9 protein-coding genes are annotated in these 18,293 nt (G+C 67.8%); 4 read left to right on the top strand and 5 right to left on the bottom strand.

Annotation, left to right across the window (positions count from 1 at the left end; genetic code table 11):
• Positions 1-341 precede the first annotated feature (341 nt).
• Both HUA75_RS20355 and HUA75_RS20350 read left to right on the top strand, forming a co-directional pair.
• Positions 342-2,348: a hypothetical protein gene (locus HUA75_RS20355; protein WP_174487332.1), complete on the top strand. Its 2,007-nt coding sequence runs from the start codon at positions 342-344 to the stop codon at positions 2,346-2,348.
• A 9-nt stretch (positions 2,349-2,357) separates the two neighbouring features.
• Positions 2,358-4,667, top strand: coding sequence for a hypothetical protein (locus tag HUA75_RS20350; protein ID WP_174487331.1), 2,310 nt, complete (start codon positions 2,358-2,360; stop codon positions 4,665-4,667).
• Positions 4,668-4,753: 86 nt separating this feature from the next.
• Here HUA75_RS20350 and HUA75_RS20345 read toward each other — a convergent pair whose 3' ends face one another.
• Positions 4,754-6,199 (bottom strand): POT family MFS transporter, encoded by a 1,446-nt coding sequence (locus HUA75_RS20345; RefSeq protein WP_141647079.1) that lies wholly within the window; start codon positions 6,197-6,199, stop codon positions 4,754-4,756.
• 469 nt (positions 6,200-6,668) lie between these two features.
• On the bottom strand, positions 6,669-9,569 hold the full coding sequence (gene uvrA, locus HUA75_RS20340) for an excinuclease ABC subunit UvrA (protein WP_174487330.1): 2,901 nt from the start codon (positions 9,567-9,569) through the stop codon (positions 6,669-6,671).
• A 178-nt stretch (positions 9,570-9,747) separates the two neighbouring features.
• On the opposite strand from uvrA, the gene HUA75_RS20335 reads away from it, so the two are divergent.
• Positions 9,748-10,653 carry a DMT family transporter gene (locus HUA75_RS20335; RefSeq protein ID WP_174461877.1) on the top strand — a complete coding sequence of 302 codons (906 nt, stop codon included), beginning with the start codon at positions 9,748-9,750 and terminating at the stop codon, positions 10,651-10,653.
• A 261-nt stretch (positions 10,654-10,914) separates the two neighbouring features.
• Positions 10,915-13,860 (top strand): choice-of-anchor D domain-containing protein, encoded by a 2,946-nt coding sequence (locus HUA75_RS20330; protein WP_174487329.1) that lies wholly within the window; start codon positions 10,915-10,917, stop codon positions 13,858-13,860.
• An 83-nt stretch (positions 13,861-13,943) separates the two neighbouring features.
• Here the strand turns inward: HUA75_RS20330 and HUA75_RS20325 are convergent, their stop codons facing one another.
• The 3 genes from HUA75_RS20325 to HUA75_RS20315 form a co-directional block, all read right to left on the bottom strand.
• Entirely contained in the window at positions 13,944-14,741 is a 798-nt protein-coding gene (locus tag HUA75_RS20325; RefSeq protein WP_174487328.1) for an endonuclease/exonuclease/phosphatase family protein, read from the bottom strand.
• A gap of 107 nt (positions 14,742-14,848) precedes the next feature.
• Positions 14,849-15,226 carry a hypothetical protein gene (locus HUA75_RS20320; RefSeq protein WP_174454920.1) on the bottom strand — a complete coding sequence of 126 codons (378 nt, stop codon included), beginning with the start codon at positions 15,224-15,226 and terminating at the stop codon, positions 14,849-14,851.
• 75 nt (positions 15,227-15,301) lie between these two features.
• Positions 15,302-18,289, bottom strand: a complete 2,988-nt coding sequence (locus HUA75_RS20315; protein WP_174487327.1) for a serine/threonine-protein kinase — start codon at positions 18,287-18,289, stop codon at positions 15,302-15,304.
• Between the last annotated feature and the right edge of the window lie 4 nt (positions 18,290-18,293).

The raw sequence follows: 18,293 nt of genomic DNA, 5'->3' as shown, positions 1-18,293 counted from the left end.
AGGAACAGCCTGCGCGCCTGTTCCTGCTGCATCGTGCCTCGAAGCGGTCGCGGTCTTGGAATGGTTCGGCTTCGCTAGTAGCCGAAGTCGAACGGTGGATTCGTCAGAGGCAGCGTGAGGCGCCGACTCTATTCATTCGTGGCATCAAGGGTCCGCCCGCACGCCAGTGGGCGACATGGCTCGCTGATCTGCTGACGGAGCAAGGGCTTGGGGCACGTCGCAACGGCGGGCATTACCTTCTGTTTGTCGAGTCCGTAGGAGAGGTGGCGCCCGAGCCACCTTCCTCACGCACGAGCGTGGTTGCTCTGCCGATGCAACGAGCAAGCCCGCAGCCGCCTGCGATGGCGCCGCAACTGCGTACGACCTCGTCTTTCTTCGAGGAAGATCCGGACTTCGAAGTGGCATGCGCCAGCTTCGAGGAAGATCCGGACCTCGAAGAAGCATCCGCCGAGGAAATAGACTTCTGTGAGGTGAGCGGCGAGGAAATGGTGAATGACGAGCCAGTGGATGACTGGGATCCGCGCATGAGTGATAGAGCGCCTCCCGCGTGGCCCACCCCTCAAGCCGAGCCGAGCCGCGATCACAGGCCGCCTCCACCCAGGCGCGTGAGCCTCGCGTTCCAGCGCCTAGAGACGGCTCTCCCGGCTGGACAGGAAGCTCTGCCGCCAGGGAAGAAAATCTCCTGGCTTCCAGGGAACGTCTCCCTGTGTCAGCAGAAGAGCTATCGGCTGTGGTTGCGCATCGGTCGGGAACTTCCGGCGTCGCTATTGAAAGAGTCGCCGCCTCCGCCGCTTGACGACCTTCTTCCTCCAAGTGAAGGAGGGCACTCGCTGCACGTTGCTGTCTTTGGCGAAGATTTCACTGTGGAGGGAGACTTCTCAAAGATTGTGTTCCTTCCGTCCCAGGGAGACTCCGCTGCGGTGGGCTTCGTCGTGCGTGCCCCTGCTCTTCCAGGAATAGCCAAACTGGGGGTTGCTCTCTACCATCATCGGCATCTACTCCAGGCCTTCACTATCCAGGCACGAGTTGAAGCAATGGAGCGGATCAACGAAGGATGTACCGTGGTCACGGCAAAGCTGGAGGGTGGTTCGACGTCGAAGTTCACCAACCTCAGTCGGTTGTGGCCACGAGCCCTGTCGATCTTCATGGTGGACGAAAAGAGCGCGAGCGGCCCGGGAGTCCTGTCGCTGCGAGCCTTTGCCCGAGGCGGCGCCACCACCCTCCGACTGTCAGAACTCATGACGGCCGAGAGCACGGCGACGTATCGCCGCATCCTCCAGGAGTCCAGTGTCGACCCACTTACTCCTGATGAGCCTCGCTTCCTCGCATACCCGCCTTCCTTGGACGCGCAGCGGCCGGGCGTGGAGTCAGTTTTGGCGAAACTGGGGCGCCTAGGCTGCGATCTGTACCGCGCACTGCTGCTAGAGGTCCCGGAGTCTGCTCAGGTGTTCGAATCGTTGAGCACCAGACGGGATGAGGTCATTCAGGTACTGCGCACGCGCCCAGCTCAGACGTATCCCTGGCCCATTCTCTACGATTTCCCGGAGCCGGATGAGCGTGTGGGGGTGGACGTTCCGGTGTGCCTCGGCTTTGGCCCCAATGGTCGGTGGGGTGAATGTGGTTGCCCGCGGGCTGATCGCTGGTGCGCCCAGGGGTTTTGGGGTGTCCGACTCCAGGTCGAGGAACTTTTCGGTGAAGGGGTGCAGGCCGACGTCGTCGTCTCCATCGAGCAACCGGATAAGGGGAACTTGGTGGCTGTTGCCTGCGGTGACCGTGACGGAGGCAGCGAGCGGATGCGGAACGACCTTTCCGTTATTGTCAGCGGGCAGCGACTCAAGAACTTGGACCTGAGTGAGGACGTGTTGGCACCGCTTTGGAGTGCGGAACGGCCACCGGTCTTCATCGTACTGGGGCACCTGGAGACTCGCGAGCTTCAAGGCCAGCCCCGGGGACCGCGCATCGTCCTCCTTCAGAATGAGAAGTGGCTCCAAGGCAAGCATGTCATCGACCGCTGTCGTGGGGGCAAGACGTGGGGGCAACAGCCGCACACCCTGGTTATGGTGCTCTCCTGCGCTTCGGGGGCCATCGAGCCCGTCACCGTGACGGATTTTGTCCGAGCCTTCCGACATGCAGGTGCCGCCGCCGTGGTCGGAACAGAATGTACGGCCTTCTCTGGACTGCTAGGGCGCTTTGGGACCCATGTCACTGGATCGTTGCTCGCGAAGCGCACGCTAGGGTGGGCCATCACCGACTTCCGTCGCCAACTCCTGCGCGAACGCAATCCATTGGGCTTCATCTTCAATGTGGTCGGCAGTGCGGACTTGGTGCTCACGTCACGCACAGCCTGAGGAGGGGACATGAGACGTTCCACCGTTGCATGGCTGCTGGTGGTGTCCTGGGGGGGAAGTGCCTTTGCGGCCACGCTTGCCACCCCACCGAACATCACCGTGGAGCCGAGGCCTGGAGGAGACAAGGTCGTCGTTTCTCAGGGGCTCAAGCAGGTGGTGTTCCTCGCGGGGCTACAGCGGTGGCTCAAGGTTGTCCCCGAGTTTGGGAAGAACTCCTCAAGCGTATCCTTCGCCGTGCGGCTCCCCGACAAGGTGACAGCAGTCCAAGTCAACGCGACCGTGCAGGCCGTCACGCCCGGGCTCCAGGTGGAGGAGCGTCTACTAGGCAAGCTCCATGCGGAGGTGGTGCCGTCGGCCGATGCGAAGCGGACGGACCTGCGGCTTGACGTGGCCCTCGATGAGTCCCTTTCCGCAGGCACATATGGCCTCAAGGTTCAACTCACCTATCCCGGCACGGATGCGCAGGGGAAGCAGACGACGGTGCTCCAAGACGTCGACCTCAGTTTGGTTCTTCCCGCAGCCACGTTGCTGCTTCCGCCCAGGCTGGTGCTGGAGGTGGTGGATGGAGAAGCACCGGAGCACGCGGAGTTCCGACTGATGAACACGTCCGTGCTGTCCCGGCTCTCCATCGACAGCGTTGCCCACGGCAGCCTCCCGCTCAACGGCGGAAAGGCGGCGGCGGGGCAGCTCGGGCTCGACTTCCGCGCCAGGGACGCGGCGAAGTTCGCGTCGACGCTCACGCTGGGGGTCGGGCAGCCTGCCTATGCACGGGCTCTCATCGAGCAACCATTCCCGCTTGGGTCGACGTCAGGCTCCTTGCGCATCAGTGCGAAGGAACTGGCGAGCGCAGTGGAGCTGCCTTACGAGGTCCGCGTCCGACGCGGCTACGGCTGGCTCTTCTTCGTAGCCTTCCTGGGAGTGGTCGCGGGCAACGGGCTGCGCTGGGCCTTCACCCACATCGAGGAGCTGGGCAAGGCACGGGAGACACTCGACGAACAGTTGGAGCGGCTGCGCAAGGCGCGAGCGCAGCACCAGGACGCGACCTTCCATGGAGAGGTGGATAAGGCGCTCGGGCTCATCGCCGCCGCCTTCATCTCCGGACGGACCAAGGCCCTGGTCCATGTGTTCGACGCGTCGGAGAAAATATTCCAGGCTGCGCTGGGGCAGCTTCAGTCAACGAAGGAGCAGCTCGTCGCGAGGAACAAGGTCCTCGCGGAGGTAGCGGGAGCGCTGTACGGTCTTCCCGCGGGGCTCAAGCGCGGCGTCAGCGCGTTGTCTCTGTCGCTCCCGTCCATAGCCCGCCTGCTGGACGCGGACAATGTCACCGAAGCAGGGACGCTGCTGGCGGGCCTGGAGTCCGAGCTGAACCGTCACCTTGAGATTGAGGGCAGGGCCTGGAGCACGAGGGTCGCCGACTTGCTCGTGGCGCAGACCACCGTGGACGCTGTGTTGAAGGAGGCCAGTCCGGGGCTTGCGCGCACCGAGGTGAAGACGGCCGTGGAGTCCTTCGCCTCCACCTCTGCGTCCGTTGCACTCAAGGAGCGACTGACACTGCTCGATGGGGCCTGGCAGAAGGTGGCGAAATTCACCCGCCTGATGACGAGCCATATGGTGGCGGAGCTCGCGGCCGCGCGGGCCGCCCTTGCCGGAGTCGACTCCCCCTGTGAGCCGGGCGCCAGAGCCGTGGCGCAAGTCTCCTCGGAGCTGGCTTGGATGCAGAAGACCCATGGCGGCACCGAGCCCGAGCAGGTGTTGGAGTACATGCAGTCCGAGGTGCCGGAGCGCTTCCTGAACGCACTTCTCGGCTGCATGCGAGGCACGACGTCGGATGCCCAGAAAGAAGTCTCTACACTCGTGGACAAGGCGACATACGTAGAGGCGGCGAAGCTCGCCATCGCGAAGACCTCGAAATCGCTCACTGCGTCAGCCGAGGGTGTCATCAAGGGCGCGCATGACTCGCTGCCCTTCGGCGCTCCAATCTTAGCATCCGCCCGGTCACCGGACAGCCAGGAACCCTCGATGACCAGGGGCTTCGCGGCCTGGAGCCTGCGCACCGATGTCCTGGGAGGCGCGCCGCTGCCGCTGCGCATGGACGTGACGCGCTACTGGGAACTGGCGCGTCTGGGCGTATTGCTCTTCATGGGCCTGTTACTGTCGGCGGTGACAACAGCCCTCTTCGCTGACAACTGGATTGGCACCTGGGAGGACGTGATGAAGGTCTTCGTGTGGGCCTCGGCGCTGGACCTCACCGCGACCAGCATCACCAACACCCTGTCCAAACTGAAGAAGGAGCCCGTCCAGTCCACGAACCGCGGCTGAGCGCCGCCGCCTCATGAAGGTGAAGGCTCGAGCCTTCGCCCCGTGGAACCGCGGCCCCACCGTGACTCCCGGCGGGGCCGCGTGCGTCAGGCCGACCGGGCGGTGATTCCCGCGGCGTTGCGCTCCTCGGTGGGGAGGGGCGCGGACGTCTGGAAGTAGTCGCGCACCACGTAGCGGCGGGCGACCAGCGTCATCCCCACGGCGGCGATGAGCGCCATGCCCGCGTAGAAGAAGAACTGCCCGGAGCCGGAGAAGATGTTGAGCGCCGCGGAGATGGCCACCGCCACGTTGGCCAGCGTGTTCGTCACCAGCCACACGCTCTGGATGGTGCCCTTCATCTCCCGGGGCGCCTGCGTGTACGCGAACTCCAGGCCCGTGGTGGACATGAGGATTTCGCCCAGCGTCAGCACGATGTACGGGAGGATCTGCCAGGAGATGTTCAGCACCGTGCCGCTCTCCATCGCCACCTGGAAGAAGCCGGCGATGATGAACGACACCGCGCCGAACACGAGCCCCAGCGGCATGCGCCTGAGCGGCGTCAGCTCCCAGCCCGAGCGCTGGAACAGCGGGTACACCACCGCCGTCAGCAGGGGGATGAGCAGCATCACCAGCAGCGGGTTGATGAACTGCATCTGGCTGGGCTGGAAGGCGAACCCCAGGATGTTCAGGTCCATGGAGCGCGCCTGCACCACCCAGGTGGACGCCTTCTGGTCGAACAGCATCCAGAAGAACGGCACGAACGGCAGCATCAGCCCGCTCACCCGGAACACCGCCTTGACGCCCTCCACCGACTCCGAGGGGTGCGCCGCCTTGGCGCCGTCCAGCCAGTGGCCGCCCTGGCCCCGGTTCTTCAGCGCGCTGCCCACCACCTTGAAGAACGAGTGCGGGTTGGCCCCCGTCGGCGGGACGATGACGTAGTGGCGCCGGCCCAACCAGAAGATGATGGTCGCGATGAACATCAACACGCCGGGGATGCCGAACGCGACGGCCGGCCCGAAGTTCTTGAGCAACAGCGGGATGAACAGCGACGCGAAGAACGAGCCGAAGTTGATGGTCCAGTAGAAGATGGCGAAGAGCTTCTTCACCAGGTGGCTGTTGGACTCGTTGAACTGGTCGCCCGCCATGGCCGCGACACACGGTTTGATTCCGCCGCTGCCCACCGCAATCAGCGTCAGGCCCGCGAAGAAGCCCGTGGCGTTGTTCTCGAAGATGGCGAGAAACGCGTGGCCCACGCAGTACACGATGCTCAGCCAGAGGATGGTGCGGTACTTCCCGAAGAAGCGGTCCGCGAGATAGCCACCGATGAGCGGGAAGAAGTACACCCCCGCCATGAAGGTGTGCATCAGGCTCTTGCCCTGTGCCTCGCGCAGCCCTGAGTCGGGCACCGCGTTCTTCAACAGGTAGTCGATGAGGAACACCGTGAGGATGTTCCGCATCCCGTAGAAGCTGAAGCGCTCACACGCCTCGTTGCCGATGATGAACGGTATCTGCGGCGGGAACTTGTTGTTCTGCGCGGCGGGACTCTCAGCCATGAGGCGGGGTGCTCCCTGGTGGAGAAAGGTGGGGGCTCCAAGAAGACAAGAGGCCCAACCCTACCCAACGCGGGGCCCGGACTCCACCGAAGCCCCTCGCGGCACGTCCTCTCGTCCAGGCGGGCGGCCCTCTCCTCCACGGAGGGGCGACCTCCAACCCGGCCTCGCGGTCCGCCTGCCTTCAACCCGTGCGGGCCACGTGCTTCACGCTCCGCTTCGCAGTCCCACCGGAAATCTCCCGTCTGCCCAAGGCCCGGTTCCGGTGACAGTGCGTCTTTATTGATACACCTTAAGCGGGCTGGGCTGGTTTGACAGGAATTGATAAGGCCCTAGAATGCAACAGGCGTTGTCAATGATTTCGAGGCTCACACCCCACCTGTGAAGTCTTCCTCCAAGGTGGACGGGGGGTTGGGGGTGAATGAAGGCACCCTCAGCCCCCCGCTCCATGTTTTGGATGCGGTGGGAGTGCTCAGCCCGGTGCGGCGTGCTGCACGGGCGTCGAGCCATCCACGCGCTTGCCGACGCGAGCGCGCCGGGACTTGCCCAGCACGTGCGCCAGGTAGCGGCCGGTGTGGCTGCCCTGAACCTTGGCGACGCTCTCCGGGGTGCCCACTGCGAGCACCTGGCCGCCGCCCGCCCCGCCCTCGGGGCCCATGTCGATGAGCCAGTCCGCGCTCTTGATGACATCCAGGTTGTGCTCGATGACGAGCACGCTGTTGCCCGCGGCCACCAGCCGGTTGAGCACGGACAACAGCTTGCGGATGTCCTCGAAGTGCAGGCCGGTGGTGGGCTCGTCGAGGATGTAGAGCGTGCGGCCGGTGGCCACGCGCGCCAGCTCTCGCGCCAGCTTGATGCGCTGGGCCTCGCCGCCGGACAGGGTGGGGGAGGGCTGGCCCAGGCGGATGTAGCCCAGGCCCACGTCGCCCAGCGTCTGGAGCACGCGCATGAGGTCCTTGTGCGCGGAGAAGTGCTCCATGGCCTCGCGCACGCTCATGTCGAGCGTCTCCGCGATGTTCTTCCCCTTGTAGCGCACGCGCAGCGTCGCCTCGTTGAAGCGCTTGCCGGCGCACACCTCGCACGGCACGTACACGTCCGCCAGGAAGTGCATCTCCACCAGCTTGACGCCGTCGCCCTCGCACGACTCGCAGCGGCCGCCCTTGACGTTGAAGCTGAAGCGGCCCGGGCCGTAGCCGAACGTGCGCGCCTCCGGCGTCATCGCGAACACTTCACGGATGGCGTCGAACAGCTTGGTGTACGTGGCGGGGTTGCTGCGCGGGGTGCGGCCAATGGGCCGCTGGTCGATGTCGATGACCTTGTCCAGGTGCTCGAAGCCCAGCACGGCCTTGTGCTTCCCGGGAGACTCGCGGCTGTCGTACAGGTGCTTGGCGAGCGCGGGGTAGAGAATCTCGTTGATGAGCGTGGACTTGCCCGCGCCGGACACGCCGGTGACGGCGGTGAAGATGCCCAGCGGAATCACCGCGTCCACGTCGCGCAGGTTGTTCTCCTTCGCCCCTTGAATCACCAGCTGGTGCTTGGGATTGGGCGCGCGGCGCTGCTCGGGGATTTCAATCTCCAGCCGCCCGGACAGGTAGCCGCCGGTGGTGCTGTTCTCGTCCGCCATCACCTGCTTCGGCGTGCCCTGGGACACCACCTGTCCCCCCAGCTCGCCGGCGCCCGGGCCGAAGTCCACCAGCCAGTCCGCCTCCTCCATCGTCTCCTCGTCGTGCTCCACGACGATGACGGAGTTGCCCAAATCCCGCAGGCGCTTGAGCGTCGTCAGGAGCTTGCCGTTGTCGCGCTGGTGCAGGCCGATGGAGGGCTCGTCCAGGATGTAGATGACGCCCGTCAGCTCGCTGCCCATCTGCGACGCCAGCCGGATGCGCTGGCTCTCGCCGCCCGACAGCGTGGAGGCGGTGCGGTCCAGCATGAGGTAGCCCAGGCCCACGTCGACCAGGAAGGACAGACGGCTGCGAATCTCCTTCAAGAGCTCCGTGGCGATCTTCCGCTCCTGCGCCGTCAACCCCAGCTCGCCCAGGAACCCGAGCGCGTCGGAGATGGTCAGCCGGCTCAGGGCGACAATCGAGTGCCCGTGCACCTTCACCGCGCGGCTCTCCGGCCGCAGGCGCTCGCCCTTGCAGGAGGGGCAGGGCTTGTTGCTGAAGTACTTCTGCAGCTCGGTGCGCCGGGCCTCGGACGTGGTCGTCTTGAAGTTGCGCATCAAGCGCTCGACGAGCCCCTCCCACTCCATCTTGTACTGGCCGTTCTCGCCCCACTCGACGGTGAAGCTCTTGCCCTTGCCGCCGTTCATCAGCGTGTCGCGCTCGCGCTTGGACAGCTTCCCGTAGGGCACGTCCAAATCAATCTTGAACGCCTTCGCCAGGCTCTCCACGAAGTCCGCCGTCCAGCCCTCGCCGCGATTCATGCCGCTGGCCCAGGGTTCAACGGCGCCGTCGCGGATGCTGCGCGATGGGTCCGGGACGATGAGGTCCGGGTCCATCTCCGGCCGGGTGCCCAGGCCGTTGCAGTCCGTGCACATGCCCAGCGGGTTGTTGAAGGAGAACGACGCGGGCGTCAGGTCGCCAAAGGAGATGCCGCAGGCGGGGCACGCGTTCAGCTCGCTCATCACCCGGTCCGACGTGGACGCGCCCGCCTCGTCGGTGATGATGAGGGTGCCCTTGCCCTCGCGCAGCGCCGTCTCCACCGAGTCGGTGAGTCGCGTCTTGATGTCCGGCTTGAGCACCAGCCGGTCAATGACGAGCTCGATGTCGTGCTTGGACTTCTTGTCCAGCTCGACGCGCTCCTCCAGGCTCTTGAGCTTCCCGTCGATGCGGGCGCGGGCGAAGCCGCGCTTCTGCGCCTCGGTGAGCAGGTCCTTGTGCTCGCCCTTGCGGTTGGTGACCAGCGGCGCGAGCACCTGCACCTTGCTGCCCGCGGGCATCTTCAGGATTTCGTCGACGATCTGCTGCGCGCTCTGCTTGCCCACCTTGCGGCCGCAGTTGGGGCAGTGCTGCACGCCGATGGAGGCGTAGAGCACGCGCAGGTAGTCGTGCACTTCCGTGACGGTGCCCACCGTCGAGCGCGGGTTGTTGCTCGCCGCCTTCTGCTCGATGGAGATGGTGGGCGACAGGCCCCGGATGGTGTCGTACTTGGGCTTCTCCATCTGCCCGAGGAACTGGCGGGCATAGGCGGAGAGGCTCTCGACGTAGCGTCGCTGACCTTCCGCGTAGAGCGTGTCGAAGGCGAGCGAGCTCTTGCCGGACCCTGAGACTCCCGTGAAGACGACGAGCTTCTTCTTCGGGATGTCCAGGGAGACGTTCTTGAGGTTGTGCTCCTTGGCGCCTCGGAGGGAAATGACGTCGGGCTCGGACATGATGGGCGGGCGATTTACCACTGAATAGGTGTTCCGGTAGTGGGAAAACTCGTGACGGTGGGTGGATGGTCGTCAACGCGCGGCGTTGCGCCGCCACTCCCACCCGAGGCCGGCCTCCAGGCGTGCGGCCCGAGAGCACTGGAGGACGGCGGGGGAATCCGATAGAGGGGCGCCCTCCATGACACCCCGCTGGGTCCTCCCCGTGCGCTTCCGCGGCACGCCGCTGCTCGTCTTCTCGAGCGTGCTGTTCGCGGTGATGGCGCTGTGTACCCGCCTGCTCTCCGGCCGCCTGTCTCCAGGCCAGGTGGCGTCCGGCCGCTTCCTCATCGGCCTGCTCTTCCTCGCCATCTACTATCCGGTGATGGGCCGCGGGCCCCGCTTCGGTCGCCTGCCGCTGTGGTGCTTGCGAGGCATCTTCGGCGGCGCGGCCGTCTATCTGTACTTCGTCGCCATCGACCGGATGACGGTGGGCCCCGCGGTGCTGCTCAACGCGTGCTGGCCCATCTACGCGGCCATCATCGGCTGGGCCTTCTTGAAGGAGCGGGTGACGGGACCCCTGCTCGCGGGACTGGTGCTCACGACGGTGGGCGCGGGGCTCGTCATGTGGAGCACGATGGACGGCGGCGTGTCGCTGACCCTGGGCCTGGGCGCGTGGGCGGGCATGGGCTCCGCGGTGCTGGGCGGCGCGGCGGTCGTCGTGGTGCGCGCGCTGCGCCACGAGACGGACGCGGCCACCGTCTTCCTCTCCTTCTGTCTGTTCGGCCTGCTGTTCAGCCTGCCCTTCGCGCTGCACGACTGGAGGCCGCTCGGCTGGGATGTCGCCCTTCCTCTTCTGGGCGTGGGTTTGACCTCCGTGGTGGCGCAGATGACCTTCACGTATGCGTTTGGCTACGTCACCGCGGTGGCCGGCGGCGTCGCCACGCAGTTGACGCCCGTCTTCTCCTGGGTGCTGGGCGCGGTGCTGCTGGGCGAGGCCGTCTCGCCGCTGGCCGTGACGGGCGCCCTGGTGTGCATGGTGGGCGTTCTCTGGGGCACGGGAATGCTGGACCGCTGGCGCTCCGCGTCGGCCCGCACCGCGACCTGAGCCCCCGGATGGGTGGCGGTTTCTCCTGACTGTTACCCGCCGTTCCTGAAGGAATTCCAGTCCCACCCGGTCCGTGGGAAATGTTGTTCCCACGTCGGGGAAGGCCCTTTCCCAGGCAGGCCCACGGCTTGCCACGTTGGCCGGTGGACTTCAGACCCCTCTTTGGTCCGGGCACTCGGGTTGCAAAGCGCCCCCTCCGCCGGAATCGCGGGGTGCGAGGCCGCGCGGGATCCGGGCTTGGGGAGTCGTGGGGAGGCAGGCATGCGACGTGTGTTTTGGGTGGCGTGGGTGGCGGCGGCGTTGGTCTTTGGGATGGGCTGTGAGCGCCCGTCCTCGCAGAGAGCGAAGAGCGCCTTCGTGGTGCGCCCCGAGACCATCGACTTTGGCCCCGCGGCGCTGGGTCGCACCAAGAGCTTCAAGCTGAAGGTGACCAACGCTGGCCGCGCGCCGTACCGCGTGGAAGGCGCCGTCTCCAGCATCCCCAACGTGTCTGTGCCTCCGTTCGAGCCGTTCACCCTGGGCGCGGGGGCGGAGCGCGAAATCGAGGTTCACTTCAAGCCGGACGTCGAAGGCTCCGTGCAGGGCTCGCTGGAGCTCCTCACGGATGCGGACTCACAGGGCGAGGTGCCGGTGTCCGGGCGGGGCGTGAAGGCCTTCCTGGAGGTGCCCGACACGGAGCTGGACTTCGGCAACGTCTCCATGGGCTTCGTGGAGATGCGGCAGGTGACGGTGCGCAACACGTCGGACGTGGACACGGCGCTGGGCCTGTCCGTCCAGGGCGCGGATGCGGACCAGTTCACCGCGGAGCGCGGCGAGCCGGAGATGCTGGCCCCCGGTGAGCAGCGCGTGCTGTCGGTGGCCTTCGCGCCTCGGCGACTGGGCTTCGCGACGGCGGAGCTGCGTGTCGTGGTGTGCGAGGGCTGTGAGCCGGCCGTGGTGCCGCTCAAGGGCATGGGCGTGGCCTCCAAGCTGGAGGTGACGCCGCTGCGCCTGGACTTCGGGCGAGTGGCGCTGGGGGCCAGCGCGGAGCAGTCCATCACCGTGCGCAACCAGGGCACCGAGCCCCTGCGCTGGTCGGGCGTCGACCTTCAGGCCAATCCCGGTGGTGTCTACCGCGTGGTCAGCGAGCCGGTGCTCAGCGGTGGCATCTTGCCCCCGAGCGCGAGCGTGGAGGTGCGCGTGGCCTTCACGCCCGTGGTGCTGGGGCGCGCGGGTGAGGGCCGGGTGGAGGTGGGGGTGCGGGAGCAGGGCTCCTCCGCGCCGGGCCCCAAGGTGTCGTTGACGGGCGAGGGTGGCACGTCTTGCGTGGCGGTGCTGCCGCGCAAGGTGGACTTCGGCGTGGTGGCGGAGGGGATGACGGCGACGCGCGCGGTGGAGGTCGTCAACCGCTGCCGCGACAGCGTGCTCGTCAACAACCTGCGGCTGGACACGGCGCAGGGGGGCTACTTCACCCTGGCGCAGGCGCCGGCCAGCGTGACGGTGCCCTCGGGTCAGTCGGCCTTCGTGGGCGTGACGTTCAGCCCTCGCGTGGGCGCGGCGGGTGCCAGCGAGGGACAGCTCGCCGTCACGGTGCGGGCGGGGAGCACGACGTCGACGGAGGCGGTGGAGCTGAAGGGTGAGGGCCGCGCATTCAAGCCGTGCCAGTACGCGCTGCCGCAGCAGCTGCGCTTCGGCAAGGTACCGGTGGGCGCGGAGGTGGCGTTGGGCGTGTCGCTGCGCAACACCGGCGCGGAGGCGTGCTACCTGGCCTCCATGCAGCTGGTGGCGGGCTCGGACCCGTCCTTCGTCGCCGCGGCGGTGCCCAATGGCGTGCTCCAGCCCGGCCAGAAGGCCACGCTCGTCGTGCGCTTCAAGCCGGAGGCCGAGGGCGCTTTCGAGGGGCTCGCGGAGGCGTGGGTGAACCACCCGTCGCTGGGACATCCGCTGGTGACGCTCGTGGGCGAGGGCGTGAAGGGCTGCTTCGCGGTGCAGCCCACCACGGTGGACTTCGGCATCACCAAGCTGTCCTGCGGCCCGCGCACGCGGGAGCTGCTGGCCATCAACGAGTGCATTGGCCCGGTGAAGGTCGCGGGCATGGAGTTGGAGCAGACGGGCAGCGAGTTCGAGGTGGCGTCGGCCAACCCCTTCCCGGCGACGATTGCCCCGGGCGCGCGGGTGAAGCTGACGGCGCGCTACACGCCGACGGACGACGGGGATGACGCGGCGGCGCTGCGCTTCCGGCTGGAGGATGGGGGCGAGTACACGGCGGGCCTGGTGGGCCGGGGCGTGACGAAGGCGGAGCAGACGGACCGCTTCTTCCAGGAGTCGAAGGCGAAGGTGGACGTCCTCTTCGTGGTGGATAACTCGGGCTCGATGATGGAGGAGCAGCAGAGCCTGGGGCAGAACTTCGCGGCCTTCCTGAGCGCGGCGAGCGCGGCGGCGGTGGACTACCGCATCGGCGTCACCACCACGGGGTTGGACCCGTCTCCAGGGGGCTGGTCCGAGTGCCCCGGTGGCGCGCAGGGCGGAGAGAACGGGCGTCTGTTCCCGGTGGATGGCTCGCGGCCCCGCATCATCACCCCGGACACGCCGAACGCGGCGGGGGTCTTCGCCGCCAACACGCAGGTGGGTGTGTGTCATTGGAACGAGCAGGGCCTGGACGCGGCGCACCGCGCCCTGTCGGACCCGCTGCTCTACAACCTGGATGACGTCCGCACCCCGCTGGCCAACGACGGCAACGGCGGGTTCCTGCGCGAGGAGGCGAAGCTGGCCATCATCTTCCTCTCGGACGAGGAGGACTTCAGCTCGCAGCCGGTGTCCTTCTACGAGACGTACTTCCTGGCGCTGAAGGGCAACGACAAGTCCAAGCTCAGCATCAACGCGATTGTCGGCCCCATGGACCTGGCCACCTGCCCCACGTCGAGCAGCTCTGGCAGTCGCTACCTCCAGCTCGCGAGCGCGACGGGCGGCGTGGTGGAGAGCATCTGCACGCCGAACTGGGCCGCGTCGCTGGAGAAGCTCTCCAACAGCGCCTTCGGTCCCAACCGCAACTTCCCGCTGACCGAGGTGCCCGCCGACTCGACGCGCATCGTCGTCGAGGTGGACGGGGTGCAGGTCACCACGGGTTGGCACTACGACGCGCGCACCAACACCATCATCTTCGACCGTGACGCGGCCCCCGCGCCCGGCTCGTTGGTGGAGGTGACGTACCCGCTGGGCTGCAACTAGGGATTGCTCGCGAGGCAGTGACGGCGCCGCGCTTCACCTTCGGGTGGAGCGCGGCGTTTCGCATTCCCTCGCGGCGCGGGACGTCACGGTGGGAACTCGAGGGAAGCACGGACCGCGTCGTGGTCCGAGCCCCCGTTGCGCAGCACCTTGGCCTCGGACAGCGTGATTCGCCGGCCGAGGATGTGGTCGATCTCCACGATGGCCGGAAGGACGGAGGCCGCGCCCGGCCAGGTGGAGCCACAGCTCTCGCCCGGCCCTTCACATGCGTGCTGGAAGTCCGCCGAGGCGAAGGCCTTCATCGCATCACCCGAGCGGCCTTCGTTCATGTCCCCGAGCAGCAGCAGGGGACCCTGCTCCTTCGAATAGCGCTTCATCAGGGCGTCGGCCTGCTTCTTTCGGAGCACCGCGTTCTTCGCCATGGACTCAACCAGGTCGTCGTCCTTGCGATGCGTGGCCCCCGGCGCCATCAGGTGCACACAGGAGACCTTCAAGGTCCGCCCCGCGAGGCGCACGTCCGCTTCCAGGGCCGGCATGCGGTGTGGCTCCTGGGAGAAGTGCTCCGTGCGAGTCATCGGATGGCGACTCGCGATGCCCACGCCCCAGGTCCCCTTCCGGGGGACGAGCCGGACATGGGGATACTCCTTCCCGAGCCGTTTCCGGAAGGCGCTGGCGAACCCTGGCGTCAACTCGCGCAGACAGAGGATGTCCGGCGCCTCCTTCTCGATGAGGTCCAGCGACTTCGCCACATCCTCTGGCGGCGCGGAGTAGAGGACGTTGTAGGTCATGACCGTCACCTTCCCCTGCGCGGGTGGAGGTGACGAAGGCGCGGAGGCTTCCAGGACGGACAGCACCAGGGACGCGGCGAGGCTGGGGAGCCACATATCCAGACCCCATAGCAAGACCTGGGCTCGGACAATCGCAGGCGGCGTGTGGCCCCAGGGAGACACCTTCGGGGGTGACTGTCTCCCCTGTGCCGCGTGCTGAGGGCCTACACGGTGGTGTCATCGTTCCCATGCGCCGTGCCCCGGCTGCTGCTGGGGCTGTCGGGGTCCGCGCTGGGATCGGAGCGAACCTGTCCCGAGGGCGGGAAGAGGTTCGGGAACACCCGCTCGAAGACCGCCCGGATGATGGGCGGAAGCAGGGGACCCCCCATGGGGCGCGTACTGGTGGGGCTGTCGCCATCCGTGCTGGGATCTCCACCCCGAGCGACGCGCGCGGAAGCGGCGAACGTCGAGCGACCCTTCAGGGCCTGGTGGAGCGGGGCGGACCCGTGCTGCCGGTCTCCGGTGGGCTGGGAAGACTTCGGGCGTGGCTGCGCGGCGAGACGCCGCAGCGCGACCGCCGCGTGACGCAAGGGAGGCAACATGAGGGAGCTCCTGACTTCTGAATTCAGGCTTGCTTCATTCTCCAGGAAACCAAGGGCGGAGTTGCCGATGAGTGCTCAAGGCCTGGAATGAGCCTGCTTCCAGAGGGCCACCTCGCGGGCCTGGGCCTGTTTGGCTTTGCCTGCGGAGGTGAAGGCCGCGAGGGCCTCGTCGACGAGCGCGAGCGCCTGGCCTCGTGATGACTTCGCGTCCCAGAGGGCCTGGGCCAGGGTGAACTGGAGCTCCGCCCTGCGCGTGGGGCTCCACCCCAGCGGCTGGATGATATCGAGCGCGCGCTGTGCGGCGACGCGGGCGCGCTCGGGCTGCTTCAACTCCAGCCAGGTGCGAGCCAGCTCGACGAGCGACGTGACGAGGCGGGGCTGACGCGGGCCACCGTCCGCCTCCTTTCTCGCGAGCACCTCCTCCAACTCCGCCAGGGCTTCACGCGGCCGGCCCGCCTTGCGCAGCACGGCCGCGCGCTCCTCCCGCGTGCGCAACGTGGAGGAGTCCTTCGCCCCGAGCAGCCGCGCCTGGAGGGCCAGCGTCCGGTCATACCCCTTCAGCGCCGCGGCGAAGTGGCCCTGACGGTTCTCGAGCGCGGCCAGGGCCAGCAGGGACTGGGCGTACTCCGCATGCTCCTCGCCGAAGGCGTGGGCCGTCAGCGCCAGGGCCTTCTCGTGGTGCATCCGGGCTGAATCGAAGCGCTCGAGTTGCTCGTGCAGGCGGCCCAGGTCGTTGTGGAGACGGATGGTGTCCAGGTGCGTTTCGCCGAGCGTGGCTTCGCGCAGCGCGAGGGCTTGCTCGTAGAAGGCGACCGCGGCCTCGGGGCCCTCCACCCAGCGGCGTGCGTCTCCCAGGAGGATGAGGGTGTTGGCGACCAGGGGGTGTCCTGCTCCCAGCTCGCGTCGCTGGATGGCGAGCGCCCGCTCGTAGAGCGAGACGGCATCGAGCGGGCTCCCCTGCCGCGTGCGCACGAGGGCGAGGTTGGTGAGGACCTTGGCCGTGTCGAGGTGCTCGGGCCCGAGGGTTCGCTCGCGCAAGGCGAGGGCGCGCTGGTAGTGCTCCAGGGATTGGGGGAGCTGGCCTTCGCCGAAGTACACCAGGCCCAGGTTGTTCTCCAGCCGGGCCGCGCTCTCGTCCGCCGAGCCCACGCGCTCCATCAGCGCCCGCGCCTGGGCGGCGTGCTCCAGCCCGCGCTTCATGTCCTCCAACTCGTAGCCGATGACGAAGACCAGGTCCGTGCTCGCACGCAGGGCCAGCACGTCATGACGTCCGGCGAGCGCGGCCCGCATGGCCTCGGTCCAGGCGCGCTCGGCCTCTTCGTTCCGGGCGAGCCGATGCTCCAGCCAGCCCGCGACATGGAGCACCTCCGCCTCCAGCGGGCGGTAGCCGAGCGCGCGGGCCTCCTCCAGCGCCGCCGTGACCTCCGTTTTCCCCTGCGCGTAGCGCCCCGTCTCCAGCAGCACCTGGGCGCGCGACAGCCGCAGCCGCGCCTGCTCCATCCGGGTGCGCACGGCGGGGTCCTGGGGTTCGGGCGCGAGGGAGAGGATGGACTCCACGCGTGAGCAGTCGGAGACCGAGGGGAGGCGCAGGGAGGCCTCGGCGGCTTTCTGCACCAGGGCCGAATCGGCGCGCTCCAACGTGTCAGCGAGCACGTCAAGGGATTGGCGCCGGGATTCCAGGCAGGCCATGCGCAGCGCGAGCACGTTCTCCGGTTGCTCGTGGCGCACGTGGGTGGCCTCGCACGTCTCGGTGTAGCCCGCCTCCCAGGCCCGCGCGTAGTCGGAGAGGTGTCGTGATACCGCGTCCATGGTGGACCCCGCCAGGGAAGCGCCAGTGGAGAGCATGGCGGCGCGCACCCTGGCCTCGCGGGGGGCGCTCCACACCGGAGCGAGGCGCGCGGCGGCACCGGTGCAGGGCGCGGGCTCGGCGCACAGCCATGGCAGGAGGGCGAGGGCGGACACCCCGGCGACAGCGCACCCGGTGGCGAGCAGCCGCGCGCGCCGGCGGGCCGGGTCCTTCCCGAGGTCCTCCAGGAGCGCGGTCATGGAGGCGTAGCGGTCCGCGGGCTTGATGCCGAGGCCGCGCAGCACCACGCGACGCACCCAGGCGGGCACGTCCGTGTCGTGCGCGGGGGCCTGGAGGTGCTCGAAGTCGGGAGGCTGGCCCCTGGCGAAGGGGCGGATGCGGAAGAGGGCTTCGTACAAGGCGACGCAGAAGCTGAACTGGTCCCCCCGGGCATCCATGGGCTCGCCGCTCCATTGCTCGGGCGGCATGTAGGCCGGGGTTCCCACCAGGGAGCCCGTGCGCGTCAGGGGCGCGGCGTCGTCATCGGGCAGGTTCGCGCGCGGAGGCGTGGGCAGGGCGGGGGTGGTGTCCTGGAGGCGCGCGAGTCCGAAGTCCGTCACACGCGCGCGGCCCTGGCCATCGACGAGCACGTTGTCTGGCTTGAAGTCGCGGTGGATGAGCTGCGCGGCATGCGCGGCCGCGAGCCCCTGGCCCGCCTGCTTGAACAGGTGCAGCACCTCTCGCCACGAGCGAGGGCTGGCCTTGAGCCACTGGCGCAGGGTGGGGCCCTCGACGAACTCCATGGCCATGAAGAGTCGGCCGTCCACGGTGCCCACGTCGAAGACGGTGATGACGTGGGGATGGGAGAGTCGGGCCACGGCCTGGGCCTCGCGGAGCAGGCGCTGCTCCAGCTCCCTGGCGCCGTCACCGTCGAGCGCGCGCACCAACTTGAGGGCGACCCTGCGGTCCAGCCGAGGGTCATACGCGCTCAGCACCACCCCCATGCCTCCGGCGCCCACGCGGTCCAGGACCACGTAGCGGCCCAACTGGGTGCCTCGCCCGGGTGAGGACGAAGGGGCGGCCGCCGGCTTGTCGGTGCCGGGTTTTTCTCCGGGCGCGTCCATCAGCGTGGTGCGCGCGGCGCCCCGAGCCGCCTCACCCACCAGCGCGAGGCACGCGGAGCAATGGTCCACGTGGGCCTCCACGGCCTGGGCCTGGGACGGTTCCAGGGCCCGCTCGCAGTACGCCAGGAGGGTGTTTTCGTCGGGGCAGTCCATGGCC

This window comes from Myxococcus sp. CA040A, from assembly GCF_013336725.1.
Lineage (GTDB): Bacteria > Myxococcota > Myxococcia > Myxococcales > Myxococcaceae > Myxococcus > Myxococcus llanfairpwllgwyngyllgogerychwyrndrobwllllantysiliogogogochensis.
Note: the sequence above shows the minus strand (reverse complement) of the source record. Positions and strands in the feature narration are given on the sequence as shown.